Origin of the sequence: Streptomyces sp. NPDC047853 (assembly GCF_043204535.1) — a bacterium.
Taxonomy (GTDB): Bacteria; Actinomycetota; Actinomycetes; order Streptomycetales; family Streptomycetaceae; genus Streptomyces.
Genome location: NZ_JBIDCI010000013.1, coordinates 221945 through 239467 on the forward strand (window position 1 = coordinate 221945; position 17523 = coordinate 239467).

General features: G+C 72.1%; 14 protein-coding genes. 10 read left to right on the top strand and 4 right to left on the bottom strand.

What is annotated here, in order from left to right; genetic code table 11:
• Nucleotides 1–10: 10 nt before the first annotated feature.
• Nucleotides 11–1072 (bottom strand): adenosine deaminase, encoded by a 1062-nt coding sequence (locus ACGF5T_RS24425; protein WP_392889177.1) that lies wholly within the window; start codon nt 1070–1072, stop codon nt 11–13.
• Between the two features lie 156 nt (nt 1073–1228).
• On the opposite strand from ACGF5T_RS24425, the gene ACGF5T_RS24430 reads away from it, so the two are divergent.
• Entirely contained in the window at nt 1229–1900 is a 672-nt protein-coding gene (locus ACGF5T_RS24430; protein ID WP_361012913.1) for a DUF4190 domain-containing protein, read from the top strand.
• A 126-nt stretch (nt 1901–2026) separates the two neighbouring features.
• Here ACGF5T_RS24430 and ACGF5T_RS24435 read toward each other — a convergent pair whose 3' ends face one another.
• Entirely contained in the window at nt 2027–2623 is a 597-nt protein-coding gene (locus ACGF5T_RS24435) for an NADAR family protein (protein ID WP_366768125.1), read from the bottom strand.
• Between the two features lie 203 nt (nt 2624–2826).
• Here ACGF5T_RS24435 and ACGF5T_RS24440 point away from each other — a divergent pair, with 203 nt between their 5' ends.
• The 8 genes from ACGF5T_RS24440 to ACGF5T_RS24475 all read left to right on the top strand — a co-directional run bounded on the left by ACGF5T_RS24440 (nt 2827) and on the right by ACGF5T_RS24475 (nt 12511).
• Entirely contained in the window at nt 2827–4362 is a 1536-nt protein-coding gene (locus tag ACGF5T_RS24440; protein ID WP_366768126.1) for a gamma-aminobutyraldehyde dehydrogenase, read from the top strand.
• Nucleotides 4363–4417: 55 nt separating this feature from the next.
• Nucleotides 4418–5665: a spermidine/putrescine ABC transporter substrate-binding protein gene (locus ACGF5T_RS24445; protein ID WP_366768127.1), complete on the top strand. Its 1248-nt coding sequence runs from the start codon at nt 4418–4420 to the stop codon at nt 5663–5665.
• Nucleotides 5665–6834, top strand: a complete 1170-nt coding sequence (locus tag ACGF5T_RS24450; RefSeq protein WP_356612222.1) for an ABC transporter ATP-binding protein — start codon at nt 5665–5667, stop codon at nt 6832–6834. Before ACGF5T_RS24445 ends, ACGF5T_RS24450 begins: the two co-directional genes overlap by 1 nt.
• Nucleotides 6834–7763, top strand: coding sequence for an ABC transporter permease (locus ACGF5T_RS24455; RefSeq protein WP_366768128.1), 930 nt, complete (start codon nt 6834–6836; stop codon nt 7761–7763). The genes ACGF5T_RS24450 and ACGF5T_RS24455 overlap by 1 nt, the downstream gene beginning before the upstream one ends.
• Nucleotides 7764–8564: an ABC transporter permease gene (locus tag ACGF5T_RS24460; RefSeq protein WP_356612218.1), complete on the top strand. Its 801-nt coding sequence runs from the start codon at nt 7764–7766 to the stop codon at nt 8562–8564.
• A 35-nt stretch (nt 8565–8599) separates the two neighbouring features.
• Nucleotides 8600–10027, top strand: a complete 1428-nt coding sequence (locus ACGF5T_RS24465; protein ID WP_366768129.1) for an FAD-dependent oxidoreductase — start codon at nt 8600–8602, stop codon at nt 10025–10027.
• Nucleotides 10028–10153: 126 nt separating this feature from the next.
• The gene (locus tag ACGF5T_RS24470; protein ID WP_356612214.1) at nt 10154–10612 is read left to right on the top strand and encodes a hypothetical protein; all 459 of its coding nucleotides are present in this window, start codon (nt 10154–10156) and stop codon (nt 10610–10612) included.
• 87 nt (nt 10613–10699) lie between these two features.
• A complete protein-coding gene (locus ACGF5T_RS24475; RefSeq protein WP_366768130.1) occupies nt 10700–12511 on the top strand; it encodes a carbohydrate binding domain-containing protein in 1812 nt (603 codons plus the stop codon).
• On the opposite strand, the gene ACGF5T_RS24480 is transcribed toward ACGF5T_RS24475, so the two are convergent.
• Nucleotides 12450–13169, bottom strand: coding sequence for a phosphatase PAP2 family protein (locus tag ACGF5T_RS24480; RefSeq protein WP_356612210.1), 720 nt, complete (start codon nt 13167–13169; stop codon nt 12450–12452). The genes ACGF5T_RS24475 and ACGF5T_RS24480 overlap by 62 nt on opposite strands.
• Nucleotides 13170–13760: 591 nt before the next feature.
• Entirely contained in the window at nt 13761–15095 is a 1335-nt protein-coding gene (gene gabT, locus ACGF5T_RS24485; protein WP_356612208.1) for a 4-aminobutyrate--2-oxoglutarate transaminase, read from the bottom strand.
• Between the two features lie 257 nt (nt 15096–15352).
• On the opposite strand from gabT, the gene ACGF5T_RS24490 reads away from it, so the two are divergent.
• Nucleotides 15353–17476, top strand: a complete 2124-nt coding sequence (locus tag ACGF5T_RS24490) for an ATP-binding protein (protein WP_366768131.1) — start codon at nt 15353–15355, stop codon at nt 17474–17476.
• The last annotated feature ends 47 nt before the right edge of the window (nt 17477–17523 follow it).

Consider the following 17523-nt stretch of genomic DNA (forward strand, 5'->3'; position numbering starts at 1 on the left):
GCGTCACCTCTCAGGAGGAGAGCCAGGCGGCGGTGTACGTGTCGATCTCGTCCCTGATCCGGGCCTTGCCCGGCGCGTCCAGGAACGACGCCTCGACCGCGTTCTTCGCCAGGCCGGCGACGCCCCGCTCGTCGAGGTCCAGGAGCCGGGCGGCGACGGCGTACTCGTTGTCGAGGTCCGTGCCGAACATCGGTGGGTCGTCGGAGTTGATGGTCACCAGGACACCGGCGCGCACGAACTCGGCGAGGGGGTGCTCGTCCAGGGTGCGCACCGCGCGGGTGGCGATGTTCGAGGTCGGGCACACCTCCAGCGGGATGCGGTGTTCGGCGAGGTGGGCAAGCAGCTTCGGGTCCTGCGCGGAGCTGGTGCCGTGCCCGATGCGCTCGGCGCGCAGCTCGGTCAGGGCGTCCCACACGGTCTGCGGGCCGGTGGTCTCGCCGGCGTGCGGCACCGAGTGCAGCCCGGCGGCGATCGCCCGGTCGAAGTACGGCTTGAACTGCGGCCGTTCGACGCCGATCTCCGGTCCGCCCAGCCCGAAGGAGACCAGGCCCTCCGGCCGCACCCGGTCGTCGGTGGCGAGCCGCGTCGTCTCCTCCGCCGCCTCCAGCCCGGCCTCGCCGGGAATGTCGAAGCACCAGCGCAGCACGGTCCCGAACTCGGCCTCGGCGGCCTTGCGGGCGTCCTCGATCGCGTCCATGAAGGCGCCCTCGTCGATGCCGCGCCGGGTGGAGGAGTACGGGGTGATGGTCAGCTCGGCGTACCGCACCTGCTGCCGGGCCAGGTCCCGGGCCACCTCGTACGTCAGCAGCCGTACGTCCTCCGGGGTGCGGATCAGGTCGACGACGGACAGGTACACGTCGATGAAGTGCGCGAAGTCCGTGAACTGGAAGTAGTCGACCAGCGCCTCGGGGTCGGTGGGGACCTTGGAGTCGGGGTGGCGCGCGGCGAGTTCGGAGACGATCCGCGGGGAGGCGGAGCCGACGTGGTGCACGTGCAGTTCGGCCTTGGGCAGTCCGGCGACGAAGGCGTGCAGGTCGCGCGGGACGGCGGGGTCCACGAGGTGCTCGGTCAAGGGTTCCTCCCCACGACGGCGTCCCGGCCGCGCGGGGCGGTGGCGGGACGCGGGTGATCGGCTGATCGGTGGTGCGGGGATCATCGTAGGCCGGTCTCACGCCGTGCGGCCCGGGACCGTAGCATGACGGGCACGATCGACCCAGGGGGACACGAGATGAGCGACGCGACACAGCCGGGCGGGGACACGAACGGTGCCCGTGACCCTTGGGCACCCCCGGAGAGCGGGCCGTCGCTGGACAAGGGCCGGGACGCCGCGACGGCACCGCCGCAGCAGCCCGCGCCCGCCGTCGGAGGCACACCGGCCTGGCAGCCGCCGCCGTCCGTGCACGACCAGGCCACGGTGGCCTCGATGCCCGCCGCCGGCTTCCCCCCGCCCGACGGCGCGGTGCCGCCTCCGCCCGTCGCGCCGGGCGGTCCGGGGTACCAAGGGGGGTACGGCTACCCGGCCTACCCCCAGGGCTACGGCTGGCCCGGGGCTCCGCTGCCGCCGCAGAACGGCATGGGCACCGCCGCGATGGTGCTGGGCATCCTGGCCTGCTGCATGTTCTGCGCGTACGGCGTGGTCTCGCTGGTGCTCGGCATCCTCGCCGTGGTCTTCGGGGTCAAGGGGCGCCGCAGGGCCGAGCGCGGCGAGGCCAACAACCACGGGCAGGCCCAGGCCGGCTTCATCATGGGGATCATCGGCATCGTCCTCGGCATCGCCGTGATGGCCGTGATCGCCGTCGCGATCGTCGCCGCGATCAACGACGACTCGGAGTACGAGGACCCGTACTACGGCGCCCCGCGCCCGGCGGCGGTCTCCGTGGCGGCGCTGCCCCAGGGCTGACGACGCCGGCGCCCGCGCCGCGGATCACGCGGGCGCCGACCGGGTCGCCACGGACGTGAGCCGACCTCACGGGCGCCGGTCGGTTCCTCAGGAGCCGTCTCCACACTCCCGCTCGCTCCCCCGGCGTCAGCCGGTCCCGCGCAGCCGCTCCCGTGCCGCCATCAGCGCGAACCCCAGCAGATTCGCTCCCCGCCACCGCTCCGGGTCGGTCGCCGCCTCGTCGTCCGCGGCCAGGCCGATGCCCCACACCCGGTCCACGGGGCTGGCCTCCACCAGCACGCGGTCGCCCGTGTCCAGCAGGAACGCGCGCAGCGCCGGGTCCGAGGCGAACTTGTGCACGCTGCCCTCGACGACGATCCGCAGCCGCTCCCGCTCCCACACCGCCTCGTCGAAGCCGCGCACCAGCCGCCCGGCCTTCTTGGCCTCGGCGGGATGCCCCGCGGCCACCGCCCGGCGCTCGGCCTCCGCGTCCTCGAAGAGCCGGGCCTTGCCCGCCATCATCCAGTGCTCGGCCGTCGCGTACGCGACCCCGGCCACGGTGAACGGCGACGGCCACCACTGGCTCAGACAGCTCGTCCCGATCCGGCCGTCCGGTCGCGGCCGGTGCCCCCAGAAGCACAGGTACCCGGTCCTCTCGCCCGCCCGGACCCGCCTGAGCAGCGCTTCCCTGCTGTCGATGATCTCCACCGCGCCGCGGCCCCCCGCCCCCGTGGTCTCCTCCATACACGCGAGTCTGGCACGCGCCACTGACAGTCCGTCCGCCCTTTTCCGTGGCGACTCGACACCTGGTCGACAGATTCCGTCGCGTAACCAAATGGCAACAACGGAATCACTTGTTGGAGGCCTAGTGCTCTGTCAGGATCGGCACTCACATCGAGCCTGAGCCACGCCGGCCCCCGTCACAGGGGAGACCGAGGAGAGCCGACATGCACAACCCGGGCAACGCCACCCAGGACGGATTCCCGGCCCAGGACCGCTTCGCGGACGGGGCCCAGTACATCGCGGGCCGTCTGACGAAGGGCACCTCCGGACGCACCCACACCGTCGTCGACCCGGCGACCGGCGAGGACGTCCTGACCTACGACCTGGCCGGTCCCGCGGACGTCGACGCGGCCGTCGCCGCCGCGCGGGAGGCGTTCCCCGGCTGGGCCGGCGCCACCCCGGGCGAGCGTTCCGACGCCCTGCACCGGTTCTCGGCGGTGCTCGCCGAGCGCGCCGAGGAGTTCGCCCGCGCGGAGTCCCTCCAGTGCGGGAAGCCGCTGAAGCTGACCCGCGAGTTCGACGTGCCGGGCACGATCGACAACGCGGCCTTCTTCGCCGGCGCCGCCCGGCACCTCCAGGGCCAGTCGGCGGGGGAGTACTCGGGCGACCACACCTCGTACGTGCGCCGCGAGCCGATCGGTGTCGTCGGCTCCATCGCACCCTGGAACTACCCCCTCCAGATGGCCGCCTGGAAGATCCTCCCGGCGATCGCCGCGGGCAACACCGTCGTGCTGAAGCCCGCCGAGATCACCCCGCTGACCTCCCTGATGTTCGCCCAGGCCGCCACCGAGGCGGGCATCCCCGACGGGGTGATCAACATCGTCACCGGCACCGGTCTGGAGGCCGGTGAACACCTCGTCGGACACCCGGACGTCGCGATGACCTCCTTCACCGGCTCCACCGCCGTCGGCAAGCGGGTCGCCGAGGTCGCCACCGCCACCGTCAAGCGCCTGCACCTGGAGCTGGGCGGCAAGGCCCCCTTCCTGGTCTTCGACGACGCCGACCTGGACGCCGCGGTGCACGGGGCGGTCGCGGGCGCCCTCATCAACACCGGCCAGGACTGCACGGCCGTCACCCGCGCGTACGTGCAGCGGCCCCTGTACGAGGCGTTCGTCGAGAAGACCGCCGCCCTCATGGACACCGTCCGCGTCGGCGACCCCTTCGCCTCGGGCACCGACCTCGGCCCGCTGGTCAGCCACGTCCAGCGGGACCGCGTCGCCGGCTTCGTCGACCGGGCCCGCTCCTACGCGCGCGTGGTGTGCGGCGGCGAGGCACCGCAGGAGGAACTGAAGGACGGCGCCTACTACCGGCCCACCCTCATCGCCGACGCGGCCCAGGACAGCGAGGCCGTCCAGTCCGAGATCTTCGGGCCGGTCCTGGTCGTGCTGCCCTTCGACACCGACGACGAGGGCATCCGGCTGGCCAACGACACCCCGTACGGGCTGGCCGCCTCCGCCTGGAGCCGGGACGTGTACCGGGCGGGCCGCGCCACCCGCGAGATCAAGGCGGGCTGTGTCTGGGTCAACGACCACATCCCGATCATCAGCGAGATGCCGCACGGCGGATACAAGGCGTCCGGCTTCGGCAAGGACATGTCCGCCTACTCCTTCGAGGAGTACACGCAGGTCAAGCACGTCATGTTCGACAACACCGCGGTGGCGGCCAAGGACTGGCACCGCACCGTCTTCGGGGACCGATAGCCAGCACCCCAGGCCGCCGACCACGGCCGACCCACCCGAAAGGCCACACACGCGCATGGAGCAGTACGAGCCCGACCGCCTGTCCCCGGCCCGAGTGGCCGCCATGCGGCGCAGTTTCACCCACGGCAGGGCCTCCCTCACCCGCCGCTCGCTGCTGCGCGCCTCCACGGGCGGCGCGCTGGCGGTCGGTGGCCTCGGGGCGCTGAGCGCCTGCGGCATCCCCCCGGCGGGCAAGAGCGAGGGCGGGGTCTCCTCCGAGGACCGGTCCCAGGAGGAGAAGGAGGTCTCCTTCTCCAACTGGACCGAGTACATGGACGTCGACGACAGCGGCGGCCGGCACCCGACGCTGGACGCGTTTACCCGGCGGACCGGCGTCAGGGTCAAGTACACCGAGGACATCAACGACAACAACGAGTTCTTCGGCAAGATCCAGCCGCAGCTGGCGGCGGGCCAGGAGACCGGCCGCGACATCATCGTCGTCACCGACTGGCTGGCCGCCCGCCTGATCCGCCTCGGCTGGGTCCAGAAGCTGGACCCGTCCCACCTGCCGCACGCCTTCGCGAACCTGTCCCCGCAGTTCCGCAATCCCGACTGGGACCCGGGCCGCGCCTACTCGTACCCCTGGCAGGGCATCTCGACCGTCATCGCCTACAACAGGAAGGCGCTGGACGGCGTCGAGGTGAGGACGGTCTCCGACCTCCTCGACCACCCGAAGCTCAAGGGCCGCGTCGGCTTCCTCACCGAGATGCGCGACACCGTCGGGATGGTGCTGCTCGACATGGGCAAGGACCCGGGGCGCTTCACCGACGACGACTACGACGCCGCCATCGCCCGCCTCCAGAAGGGCGTCGACCGCGGCCAGATCCGGCGCTTCACCGGCAACGACTACACGTCCGACATCAGCAAGGGCGACTTCGCGGCCTGCCTGGCCTGGGCCGGCGACGTCGTCCAGCTCAAGGCGGACAACCCGGACGTCGACTTCCTCATCCCGGACAGCGGATACATCACGTCCAGCGACAACATGCTGGTCCCCAACAAGGCCCGGCACAAGACCAACGCCGAGCGGCTCATGGACTACTACTACGAGCCGGGACCGGCCGCGCAGCTCGCCGCCTACATCAACTACGTCTGTCCCGTGGACGGCGTGAAGGACGAGCTCGCGAAGATCGACGAGGACGCGGCGAACAACCCGCTGATCCTCCCCGACAAGGCCATGCAGGCCAAGTCCCGTGCCTTCCGCTCCCTGAGCCCGAAGGAAGAGACGGCCTACGAAGAGAAGTTCGCGAAGCTCACTGGGGCGTGATGACGACGATGAAGACGCAGACAGACGCGACGGAGCACGGCGGGGACGTCCGCCTCTCCGGCATCAGCAAGACCTACGGCTCCTTCACCGCCGTGCACCCGCTCGACCTGACCGTGCCGCAGGGCTCCTTCTTCGCCCTGCTCGGCGCCTCCGGCTGCGGCAAGACCACCACCCTGCGCATGATCGCCGGACTGGAGGAGCCGAGCGCCGGCACCGTCCACCTCGGCGACCAGGACGTGACCGCGCTGCCGCCGTACAAGCGGCCGGTGAACACGGTCTTCCAGTCCTACGCCCTCTTCCCGCACCTCGACATCTTCGAGAACGTCGCCTTCGGCCTGCGCCGGCGCGGCATCAAGAGCGTGAAGAAGCAGGTCGGCGAGATGCTCGACCTCGTCCAGCTCGGCGAGCAGGCCCGCAAGAAGCCGCACCAGCTCTCCGGCGGCCAGCAGCAGCGCGTCGCGGTCGCCCGCGCGCTGATCAACCACCCCAAGGTGCTGCTCCTGGACGAACCGCTCGGCGCCCTCGACCTCAAGCTGCGCCGCCAGATGCAGCTGGAGCTCAAGCGCATCCAGACCGAGGTGGGCATCACCTTCGTGCACGTCACGCACGACCAGGAGGAGGCCATGACCATGGCCGACCAGGTCGCCGTGATGAACGGCGGCCGGGTCGAGCAGCTCGGTGCCCCCGCCGACCTCTACGAGAACCCGCGGACCACCTTCGTGGCCAACTTCCTCGGCACCTCCAACCTCGTCGAGGCCGAGGTCGACAGCCGCAGCGGCGACGACGTCGTGGTGCGGGCGGCCGGCGACAAGCTGGTCCTGCCCGGCGCCCGCTGTTCCGCGCCGGCCAAGGCCGGCGGCAGGGTCCTGGTGGGCGTGCGTCCGGAGAAGATCAGCCTCACCCACGCCGACGAGGCCGGGTCCATACCCGGGGGACGCAACCGGATCACCGGGAGGATCAGCAGCACCAGCTTCATCGGCGTCTCCACGCAGTACGTGGTCGACTGCGCGGCCTGCCCCGAGTTCGAGGTCTACGCCCAGAACATCGACCGCGACGCCCGGCTGGTGCCCGGCGCGGAGGTCGTCCTGCACTGGAACCCGGCGCACACCTTCGGCCTGGACGCGTCGCAGGACATCGAGGCGGGCGTGACCGAGGGCGAGGGCGCCTGATGTCCACCCTCACCGAGGCGCCACCCCCGCTCTCCCCGCCCGCACCGGAGGGGAAGCCCCGGCGCAGGCGGGGCCGTTGGACGCCGTACTGGCTGCTGCTGCCCGGCATCCTGTGGCTCGTCGTGTTCTTCGCGGCGCCGATGATCTACCAGGCCTCCACGTCCGTGCAGACGGGCTCGCTGGAGGAGGGCTACAAGGTCACCTGGCACTTCCTGACCTACTGGGAGGCGCTGTCCGAGTACTGGCCCCAGTTCCTGCGCTCGGTCGCCTACGCGGCCTCCGCCACCGTGCTCTGCCTGCTGCTGGGCTACCCGCTGGCCTATCTGATCGCCTTCCGGGCGGGCCGCTGGCGGAACCTGATCATGATCCTGGTGATCGCGCCGTTCTTCACCAGCTTCCTGATCCGCACCCTGGCCTGGAAGACGATCCTCGCGGACGGCGGCCCGGTCGTCGGCGTCCTGAACACCCTGCACGTCCTGGACGTCACCAGTTGGCTCGGCTGGACGGCCGGCGACCGCGTGCTGGCCACACCGCTCGCGGTGGTCTGCGGTCTGACGTACAACTTCCTCCCCTTCATGATCCTGCCGCTGTACACGTCGCTGGAGCGCATCGACGGCCGGCTGCACGAGGCGGCGGGGGACCTGTACGCGAAGCCGTCGACGGTGTTCCGCAAGGTCACCTTCCCGCTGTCGATGCCCGGTGTGGTCTCCGGGACGCTGCTCACCTTCATCCCGGCGACGGGTGACTACGTCAACGCCTCGCTGCTGGGCTCGGCCGACACCGGCATGATCGGCAACGTGATCCAGTCCCAGTTCCTGCGGGTGCTGGACTATCCGACGGCGGCGGCGCTCTCCTTCATCCTGATGGCCGCGATCCTCGCCATGGTGACCGTCTACATTCGAAAGTCCGGCACGGAGGATCTGGTCTGAATGGCCTTCGTCAACTGGTTCAAGCGCAATCTGGTCGTCGTCGCGGGCCTTTTCACGCTCGCTTATCTCCTGTTGCCCAACCTCATCGTCACGGTCTTCTCCTTCAACAAGCCGAACGGGCGTTTCAACTACGAGTGGCAGCAGTTCTCCACGGACGCCTGGAAAGACCCGTGCGGCGTCGCGGGACTGTGCGGGTCCCTGTCGCTGAGCCTCCAGATCGCCTTCTGGGCGACGCTCGGCGCCACCGCGCTCGGCACCGCGATCGCCTTCGCGCTGGTCCGCTACCGCTTCCGCGCGCGCGGCGCCGTCAACTCGCTGATCTTCCTGCCGATGGCGATGCCCGAGGTCGTGATGGCCGCCTCGCTGCTCACCCTGTTCCTCAACATGGGTGCTCAGCTCGGGTTCTGGACGGTCCTGATCGCCCACATCATGTTCTGCCTCAGCTTCGTCGTGACAGCCGTCAAGGCGCGCGTGCTGTCGATGGACCCGAGGCTGGAACAGGCGGCGCAGGACCTCTACGCCGGGCCCGTGCAGACCTTCGTGCGGGTCACGCTGCCCATCGCCGCCCCGGGAATCGCCGCCGGCGCGCTGCTGGCCTTCGCGCTCTCCTTCGACGATTTCATCATCACCAATTTCAACGCGGGTTCCACCGTCACCTTTCCCATGTTCGTCTGGGGATCGGCCCAGCGCGGCACGCCCGTTCAGATCAACGTCGTCGGTACGGCCATGTTCGTCATCGCCGTACTGTTCGTCCTGGCCTCCATGGTCATCGGCAGCCGCCGAAAGCGCCGCACGGCGTAAGGCACCGAGCACCGCATTCGTAGGGAGTTGAAATCATGGCCCCGAGCGCCATGAGCCGCAGCAACGACTGGACGAAATCCCTCGCCGACGCCCAGCCGGTCCCGTACTGGCTGGACGACCCCGGCCGACCCCGCCCCGAGGCCGCCCTCACCGGCCCCGAGAGCTGCGACCTGCTGGTCGTGGGCGGCGGCTACAGCGGACTGTGGACCGCGCTGATCGCCAAGGAGCGCGATCCGGGGCGGGACGTGGTGCTGCTGGAGAGCCGCGAGGTGGGCTGGGCCGCCTCGGGCCGCAACGGCGGGTTCTGCGCCGCCTCCCTCACCCACGGCCTGTCCAACGGCCTCACCCGCTGGCCGGACGAGATCCACCGGCTGGAGGAACTGGGCGCCCGCAACCTCGACGCGATCGAGGCCGCGGTCGCCCGCCACTCCCTCGACTGCGACTTCGAACGCACCGGCGAGATCGACGTCGCGACCGAGGAGTACCAGGCCCGGGAGCTGAAGGACTGGTACGGGGAGATCAGCGCCAAGGGCCTTGCCGACGGCGTCGAGTACCTGGACGCCGAGGCCGTGCGGGAACAGGTCGACTCGCCGACCTTCCGGGCGGGCCTGTACGACCGCCGCGGCGTGGCCATGCTTCACCCGGCCAAGCTCGTCTGGGGCCTCAAGCGCGCCTGCCTCGCACTGGGCGTACGCGTCTACGAGAACAGCCCGGCGCTCACCCTCAGGCCCCTCGGCGCCGGTATGGCCGTGCGCACCCCCTACGGCGGGGTCCGCGCCCGCACGGTCGCGCTCGGCACCAACATCTTCCCGAACCTGGTCAAGCGCGTGCGCTCGTACACCGTGCCGGTCTACGACTACGCCCTGATGACCGAGCCGCTGACCGCCGGGCAACTGGCCTCGATCGGCTGGAAGAACCGGCAGGGCCTCGGCGACAGCGCCAACCAGTTCCACTACTTCCGCCTCTCCGCCGACAACCGCATCCTGTGGGGCGGCTACGACGCGATCTACCCGTACGGCGGCCGGGTGCGCGCCGAGTACGACGACCGCCCGGAGACCTACGCCAAGCTCGCCGGGCACTTCTTCACCTGCTTCCCGCAGCTGGAGGGCGTCCGCTTCACGCACGCCTGGGGCGGCGCGATCGACACCTGCTCGCGCTTCTCGGCGTTCTTCGGCACCGCCCACCAGGGCAAGGTGGCCTACGCGGCCGGGTACACCGGCCTCGGCGTCGGGGCCACCCGCTTCGGCGCCGAGGTGATGCTGGACCTGCTCGCGGGCGAGCGCACCGAGCGCACCGAACTGGAGATGGTCCGCAGGAAGCCGCTGCCGTTCCCGCCCGAGCCCTTCGCCTGGACCGGCATCGCGCTCACCAAGTGGTCGCTGGCCCGCGCGGACGCGTCCGAGGGACGGCGCAACCTCTGGCTGCGGACCATGGACAGGCTGGGACTCGGCTTCGACAGCTAGACCCCCCGCGCCGGCGTGTGACCCGGTTCACCTGAACGGGTCGCCCGGACCCGCGTAATGCCCGCCGGGGGACCTCCCTCTCCCTCGTGACGCACCCGCGTCCACGAGCGAGAGGGAGGTCCTCACATGCCTGGTGCGAAGACGGCCGTCGCCTGGCTGGCATCCGTCGCACCGGATCCGGAGTCCTGTCGGCGGGAATGGGAGCGCAACCCCCTGGGGGTCGCGCTGCTGCCCGCCGGCAAGGCCTGGGACGTGCTCATCCTGCCGAGCAGGCTCGGCTATCCGACCCTCGACGTGCTCACCCGCGTCCTGGACCGGCCCGGCCCGGTCCTCGCCGACTTCGGCGACGCGCGCACGGGCTTCTTCGTGCCGGCCGGCACGGCCGCCCGCTGGGTGGGCACCGGTGTCCGGTCGGCCGGGCTCGGCACCTGGATCGTGGTGCCCTACCCGGGAGGGCTGTCCTCCGGCGGAACCCGCTGGCTCGTCCCCCCGGACGGGGCGGGCACCCTCACCGATCCCGCGCTCCTCGAACTGGCGATGCACGAGGCGGCGGCGGCTCTGGCGGGGGAGGAGGGCGGAGGGTGACCGACGGCGAGGGTTGACAAGCCAATTGGTCTGGACCAAGTTGGGCGCGCTCCACCCTCCCCATCTCCCCCATGTCCGGAGGCACTTGTGGAACGCTCCAGACCTCGCGCCCGTCGCACCCTCGTCACGCTGCTCACCGCCGTGGCACTCGCCGCGTCCGGTACGACCGCGCTCTCGTCGGCCGCCCGTGCGGCCGACGCGGACCTCGCCAGGAACGGCGGTTTCGAGACCGGCCTGGACGGCTGGACCTGCACGGCGGGCGCGACCGTGACCTCACCCGTGCGCAGCGGCACCGCCGCCCTCAAGGCCACCCCGGCCGGCGCCGACCACGCCCGCTGCGCGCAGACGGTGACCGTGAAGCCGGACTCCCCGTACACGCTGACCGGCCACGTCCGCGGCGCCTACGTGTACCTCGGCGCGAGCGGCACCGGCACCACCGACGTCTCCGCCTGGACCCAGTCCGCCCCCGACTGGCAGCGGCTGACGACCACCTTCCGCACCGGCCCGACCACCACGAAGGTCACGATCTACACCCACGGCTGGTACGGCACCGGCGCCTACCACGCCGACGACATCTCCCTGACCGGCCCCGGCGGGGAGGCGGGGCAGCCCCCGGCGGTGCCCGGCGGTCTGACGGCCGGCTCGGTCACCTCCTCCAGCGTCGACCTGTCCTGGTCACCCGTCCCGGGCGCCACCGGCTACGCCGTCTACCGCGACGGCGCCCGGGTCCGCACCGTCACCGGCACCTCCACCACCCTCACCGGCCTGAGCCCCTCGACCGCCTACGCCTTCCAGGTCGCCGCGGTCAACGACGCGGGCGAGTCCGCGCGGTCGGCCACGGTCACGGCGACCACCGCGGAGGGCCCGGGCGGCGGCGGACCCGACCTTCCGGCCCACGCCCTGGTCGGCTACCTCCACGCGAGCTTCGCCAACGGCTCCGGCTACACGCGCATGGCCGACGTGCCCGACAGCTGGGACGTCATCGACCTGGCCTTCGGCGAGCCGACCTCGGTCACCTCCGGCGACATCCGCTTCGAGCGCTGCCCGGTCGCGGAATGCCCCAACGTGGAGAGCGACGCCGAGTTCAAAGCCGCGATCAAAGCGAAGCAGGCGGGCGGCAAGAAGGTGCTGATCTCCATCGGCGGCCAGAACGGCCAGGTGCGGCTCACCACCGCCGGGGCCCGCGACACCTTCGTCTCCTCCGTCTCGAAGATCATCGACGAGTACGGCCTCGACGGCCTCGACATCGACTTCGAGGGCCACTCCCTCTCCCTGGACGCCGACGACACCGACTTCCGGAACCCGAGGACCCCGGTGATCGTCCACCTGATCTCCGCGCTGAAGACCCTCAAGGCCAGGTACGGCGACGACTTCGTCCTGACGATGGCCCCGGAGACCTTCTTCGTCCAGCTCGGCCACCAGTACTACGGCACGGGCAAGTGGGGCGGTCAGGACCCGCGGGCCGGGGCCTACCTGCCGGTCATCCACGCCCTGCGCGACGACCTGACCCTGCTGCACGTCCAGGACTACAATTCGGGCCCGATCATGGGCCTCGACAACCAGTACCACTCCATGGGCGGCGCCGACTTCCACATCGCGATGACCGACATGCTGCTCACCGGCTTCCCGGTCGCGGGCGACGCCGGCCAGGTCTTCCCGCCGCTGCGCCCCGACCAGGTCGCGATCGGCATGCCGGCCTCCACCAACGCGGGCAACGGCCACGTCTCCCCGGCCGAGGTCACCAAGGCCCTCAACTGCCTGACGAAGAAGACCGACTGCGGCTCGTACGCGACCCACGGCACCTGGCCCGCCCTGCGGGGCCTGATGACGTGGTCGATCAACTGGGACCGGTACGCGAACTGGGAGTTCCAGAAGAACTTCGACGCGTACTTCGGCTGACGCCCGGCGGGGTCCGGCGGACCACCAGCCGGACCCCGGCCAGCAGCACCGCCCCCAGGCACCAGCTGGCCAGCACGTCCAGCGGCCAGTGGTAGCCCCGGCGCACCAGTCCGTAGGAGGCACCGAGCACGAGGAGCGCGCAGAGCACGACCAGCGCGCGGCGGACGGCCGGCGAACGCAGCAGCCCGAGGACGAGCAGCGTCGCCGCGCCGTACCCGACGACCGCGGTGGCGGTGTGCCCGGAGGGGTAGTAGCCGACGGCCGGCGGCACGGCCGGGGTCCCGGGGCGGTCGGTCCACTCCTTCAGCGGGGCGACCACAGCCGGCACCAGGGCCATCGCCAGGGCCCCGGCCAGGGGCGGCAGCCACCAGCGGTCCAGACCCGCGGCCCGCCCGCGCCACGCGGCGTACGCCAGCGCGAGGGCGAGGACGGGCAACGCCACCTGCACGTTGCCGAGGTCGGCCAGCAGCTCGGAGAACCGGTCGGGGTGGACGAGCGTCCTGCTCAGCCGTTCGTCCACGCCGACCAGCGGGCCGTCGGCGACGACCTGCCAGGTGATCAACGCGAACAGGAGGACGGGCACGCCGACGAGGGCGGCCAGCGCGCGGGGGCGGGAGAGACGAGCACGGGGAGCGCGCGGGGACGGGGAGACCGGCATGACGCCCAGCTTCGCAGGCCCGCCCGCACCTGGTCCCACCGCCCGTGCGGCGTGTGCGGGCCGGGGGCTCCCGGCCCGCGGTCCGAGGGAACACCGAAGGGCCGGCGCAAGGGGGGGAGTGTGCCGGCCCTTCGGTGAACCGCCGTCCCGGGTGCCGGGGCGGCCGTCCTGACCGGAACGCCGCGCGCCCCGGGGGGTGTGGGGCGGGCGACCGTCCGATCGTGAGGAGATCCGGAACCCGTGGATTCCGGTCGTGTGCGCGAGGCACGACCAGGTCGAAGCTGGGGAGGCCTCGGCCTGAGATCCCGCCCGCAGTCCCCTGCGGGCGGGGTGTATCTCTCATCTGCGTAGAACCTACGACAGGGGGAGGGCTCAGGACAGGGCCCTCGGCGTCCTGCCATCCACCTCGCACACGTTCTTCACACGCTCTGCGGTTCGCCCCGTCAGGCGTGCGAAACGCAGCTCAGATGCGCGTTCGGACGCTCGCTCACCTGCCCGCTGGCGCGCCCTCCGCGGTCTCGCTCACCTGTCCGCTCGCGCGTCCTCCGCGGTCTCGCTCAGGGGCCCGCTCGCGCGTCTGCGCGGTCTCGCTCAGACGCGGGCGAAGCCCTGCTCGATGATGTCGAGGCCCTCGTTCAGCAGGTCCTCGCCGATGACCAGCGGGGGCAGGAAGCGCAGCACGTTGCCGTAGGTGCCACAGGTCAGGACCAGCAGGCCCTCGGCGTGGCAGGCCTTGGCGAGCGCGGCGGTGGCCTCCGGGTTCGGCTCCTTGGTGGCGCGGTCCTTGACCAGTTCGACGGCGATCATCGCGCCGCGGCCCCGGACGTCGCCGATGATGTCGAACTTCTCGGCCATGGCGGTGAGGCGGGACTTCATGAGCGCCTCGATGTTCTTCGCCCTGGCGTTGAGGTCCAGCTCCTTCATCGTCTCGATGGCACCGAGCGCGCCCGCGCAGGCGACCGGGTTGCCGCCGTAGGTGCCGCCGAGGCCGCCGGAGTGCGCGGCGTCCATGATCTCGGCGCGGCCGGTGACGGCGGCGAGCGGCAGCCCGCCCGCGATGCCCTTGGCCGTCGTGATCAGGTCCGGGACGATGCCCTCGTCCTCGCAGGCGAACCACTGGCCGGTGCGGCAGAAGCCGGACTGGATCTCGTCGGCGACGAAGACGATGCCCTTGTCCCGGGCGAACTCGCTGATGGCGGGCAGGAAGCCCTTGGCCGGCTCGATGAAGCCGCCCTCGCCGAGCACCGGCTCGATGATGATCGCGGCCACGTTCTCGGCACCGACCTGCTTGCTGATCTGGTCGATCGCCTGGGCGGCGGCCTCCGGACCGGCGTTCTCCGGGCCGGTCGGCCAGCGGTAGCCGTAGGCGACCGGCACGCGGTACACCTCGGGCGCGAACGGACCGAAGCCGTGCTTGTACGGCATGTTCTTCGCGGTCAGCGCCATCGTCAGGTTGGTGCGGCCGTGGTAGCCGTGGTCGAAGACGACGACCGCCTGGCGCTTGGTGTAGGCGCGGGCGATCTTCACCGCGTTCTCGACGGCCTCGGCGCCGCTGTTGAACAGGGCCGACTTCTTCTCGTGGTCGCCCGGGGTCAGCTCGGCGAGCGCCTCGGCGACGGCGACGTAGCCCTCGTACGGCGTCACCATGAAGCAGGTGTGGGTGAAGTCGGCGAGCTGCGCGGACGCCTTGCGCACCACGGCCTCGGCGGAGGCGCCGACGGAGGTCACGGCGATGCCGGAACCGAAGTCGATCAGGCGGTTGCCGTCGACGTCCTCGATGATGCCGCCGCCCGCGCGCGCGGTGAAGACGGGCAGGACGGAGCCCACACCCTGCGCGACCACGGCCGCACGCCGGGCCTGCAGCTCCTGCGACTTCGGGCCGGGGATGGCGGTGACGACGCGGCGCTCCTGCGGAAGTGCGGTCATGGGGGGCTCCTGGGTCTTGCGGAGGTGACGGACGCTTGCCTTCTTTTCCCGCAGGCTAGGACCGGGACGGGGGAGCGGGCATGCTCCATGGGGGCGTGTCCCGGAGTGCCGGTTGTCCGTGGTGGACAGGTGGTCCGCGCGGCGGCATCCGGACACGTCCGCACGGGCCCGGCCGCGTAAGCGGTGAACTCCCCCTGGGAGGGCGTTAGATTGGCTCGCTGATGGTGGACGGAGCGGCTGGTCAGGGGGCAAGGGCGATGGACAGCGACGGGATGCGGGACGCGCGGGGTACGCATGCGAATCCTGTGCCGCGTCCGGCGGGGCCTCCCGAGGTGCCGTCGGTGCCGCCGCGCCCCCCGGCGCCGCCGGGGGCCCCGCCCCTGCCGGACGGCTCGGCCTTCGTGGCGTGGCTGCGGACCCCCCGCCCCGAGGCGCTGCCCGGCGTGTGGCGGTTCGGGCACCGGCCCCGGTCGGCGCAGGAGCCGGAGCAGATGCCCAGCAGGCAGTTGCTGACCGGCGCCCTGATCGCGTTCCTCGTCGGGTGGCTCATCTGGTCGCTCCTGGCCAACGGCTACCTGGGCGGCTGGTGGATCCTCCCCCTGGAACTGCTCACCCCGGACTCCTGGCGCACCAGCGACAGCCAGGTCGTCAACCTCGTCGTCTGGGACGGCTACACCCTGCTCGTCGTGCTCGCGATCATGGTCGGGGTCGGGCGGCTGGGCCGCTGGGACGAGGTCTGGCGCCGTTTCGTGAAGCCCCGGCTGCGGCGCCCCGAGGCGCGGGAGCCGCAGCCCCCGTCCGCCGAGGACCCCGCCGACTGGCCCGCACTGCGCGCGGCCGGCGCCCACGACGCCGCCGAGCGGCTCGCCGCCGAGGCGCGCCAGGGGCTCATGCGCGACGTCGACCACGCCCGCATCAGCCGCGCGTGGCAGGGCGTCCTCGGCGGCCGGCACAGCCTCGCCTCCTTCACCGGCGCGGTGCTCGGCCACGGCGCCGGCGCCTGCCCGCACCCCTCCGGCGCCCGCGACCTGCCCCTCCGGCAGGCCCGGCACGACCTGGTCACCGGACAGGTACGGCTCGGGACGGCCGCCGACGACGCCCGCAACCCCTACGCCTACCGGGGCACCGGCCTGGCCCTCGACCCCGACCTGCTCGGCACCTCCCTGCTCGCCGTCGGACCGGCGGGTTCCGGCAAGACCGGCAGCGTCGTGCGCCCGCTCACCGAGTCGCTGTGCCTGCACGCGCTGGCCGCACGGGCCGCCGTCGTCGTGGTCGGCGCCGCGGGCGCCCCCCTCGGTCCGGCCGACGCCTACGACGTCGTCGTACGGATCGGCCACCCGGACTCGGTGTACGACCTCGACCTGTACGGCGGCACCACCGACCCGGACGAGGCCGCGGCCGTGCTCGCGGAAGCCCTGGTCGGGGACCTCACCGACGCACACGCGGGCGGCGACACCCGCCGCTCCACCACGGTCCTCGCCCAGCTCCTGGGCCCCTTCCACGCGGTGCACGGGCGCTTCCCCGGCGTACCGGAGCTGCGGCAGCTGCTCGACGGCACGCCCGGCCCGCTGGCAGCCCTGCGTGAGGGGCTGCGGGCGGCCGGGCACGCGTCCCTGCTGCGCGAGCTGGACGCGCGCGAGCGGCAGATGGCGCACCCCGGGGACGTGGGCGGCGTGCTCGCCGACCGGGTGGCCCTGCTGGACCGGCCCGCCTTCGCCCCCTTCTTCGACACCTCGGGTCAGACCCGGCCGTTCTCGCTCAAGGCGCTCGACCATCCCGTACGGGTCCGCATCGACCTGCCCGAACGCGGGCACGCCGACGCCTCCCGCATCCTGGCGCGCCTGATCCTCGCCCAGTTCACGGCGAGCGTCCCCGTGCGCGAGGACCGGTCGCTCTTCGCCTGCCTGGTGCTGGACGACGCGAGCGGCGTGATCACGCCCGAGGCGGTGCGGGGCGTTCAGCGGCTGCGCTCCGCGGGCGCCGGGGTCGTCCTGACCCTGCGCACGCTGGACGACGTGCCGCGCCCGTTGCGCGGGCCGCTGCTCGGGTCCGTCGGGTGCCGGATGGCACTGGCCGGCCTCACCCCCTGGGACGGGCAGGACTTCGCCGCGGTGTGGGGCAAGGAGTGGACCGACGCCACGGACGTCACCGACCGGCAGATCATCGCCGAGACGCCGGCGGGCAAGGCCGTGCACATGCTGCGCCGGGTGATCACCGGGAAGGCGCCCACCGCGCGGGCGGTGACCGTGCGGCAGGTCGAGCGGGAGCGCTGGTCCGCGTCGGAGCTGGCGCACGCCGTGCCCGCGGGGCACGCCGTGCTGTCGCTGACCTCCGTCAAGGGGGAGCACGCGCCGCCGCTCCTGGTGGACCTGCGCGGGTGATCCGCCGCGGATGATCTGTCCGGAGCCGACGCCTCGGACCGTACAGT

Bases quoted from the DNA above. Each gene is read 5' to 3' on its own strand.
- ACGF5T_RS24480 (WP_356612210.1), bottom strand. From the start codon at position 13,169: ATGCCGGTCTCCCCGTCCCCGCGCGCTCCCCGTGCTCGTCTCTCCCGC.
- ACGF5T_RS24470 (WP_356612214.1), top strand. From the start codon at position 10,154: ATGCCTGGTGCGAAGACGGCCGTCGCCTGGCTGGCATCCGTCGCACCG.
- ACGF5T_RS24465 (WP_366768129.1), top strand. From the start codon at position 8,600: ATGGCCCCGAGCGCCATGAGCCGCAGCAACGACTGGACGAAATCCCTC.
- ACGF5T_RS24435 (WP_366768125.1), bottom strand. From the start codon at position 2,623: ATGGAGGAGACCACGGGGGCGGGGGGCCGCGGCGCGGTGGAGATCATC.
- ACGF5T_RS24460 (WP_356612218.1), top strand. From the start codon at position 7,764: ATGGCCTTCGTCAACTGGTTCAAGCGCAATCTGGTCGTCGTCGCGGGC.
- ACGF5T_RS24455 (WP_366768128.1), top strand. From the start codon at position 6,834: ATGTCCACCCTCACCGAGGCGCCACCCCCGCTCTCCCCGCCCGCACCG.
- ACGF5T_RS24440 (WP_366768126.1), top strand. From the start codon at position 2,827: ATGCACAACCCGGGCAACGCCACCCAGGACGGATTCCCGGCCCAGGAC.
- ACGF5T_RS24490 (WP_366768131.1), top strand. From the start codon at position 15,353: ATGGACAGCGACGGGATGCGGGACGCGCGGGGTACGCATGCGAATCCT.
- ACGF5T_RS24450 (WP_356612222.1), top strand. From the start codon at position 5,665: ATGACGACGATGAAGACGCAGACAGACGCGACGGAGCACGGCGGGGAC.
- ACGF5T_RS24430 (WP_361012913.1), top strand. From the start codon at position 1,229: ATGAGCGACGCGACACAGCCGGGCGGGGACACGAACGGTGCCCGTGAC.
- ACGF5T_RS24445 (WP_366768127.1), top strand. From the start codon at position 4,418: ATGGAGCAGTACGAGCCCGACCGCCTGTCCCCGGCCCGAGTGGCCGCC.
- gabT (WP_356612208.1), bottom strand. From the start codon at position 15,095: ATGACCGCACTTCCGCAGGAGCGCCGCGTCGTCACCGCCATCCCCGGC.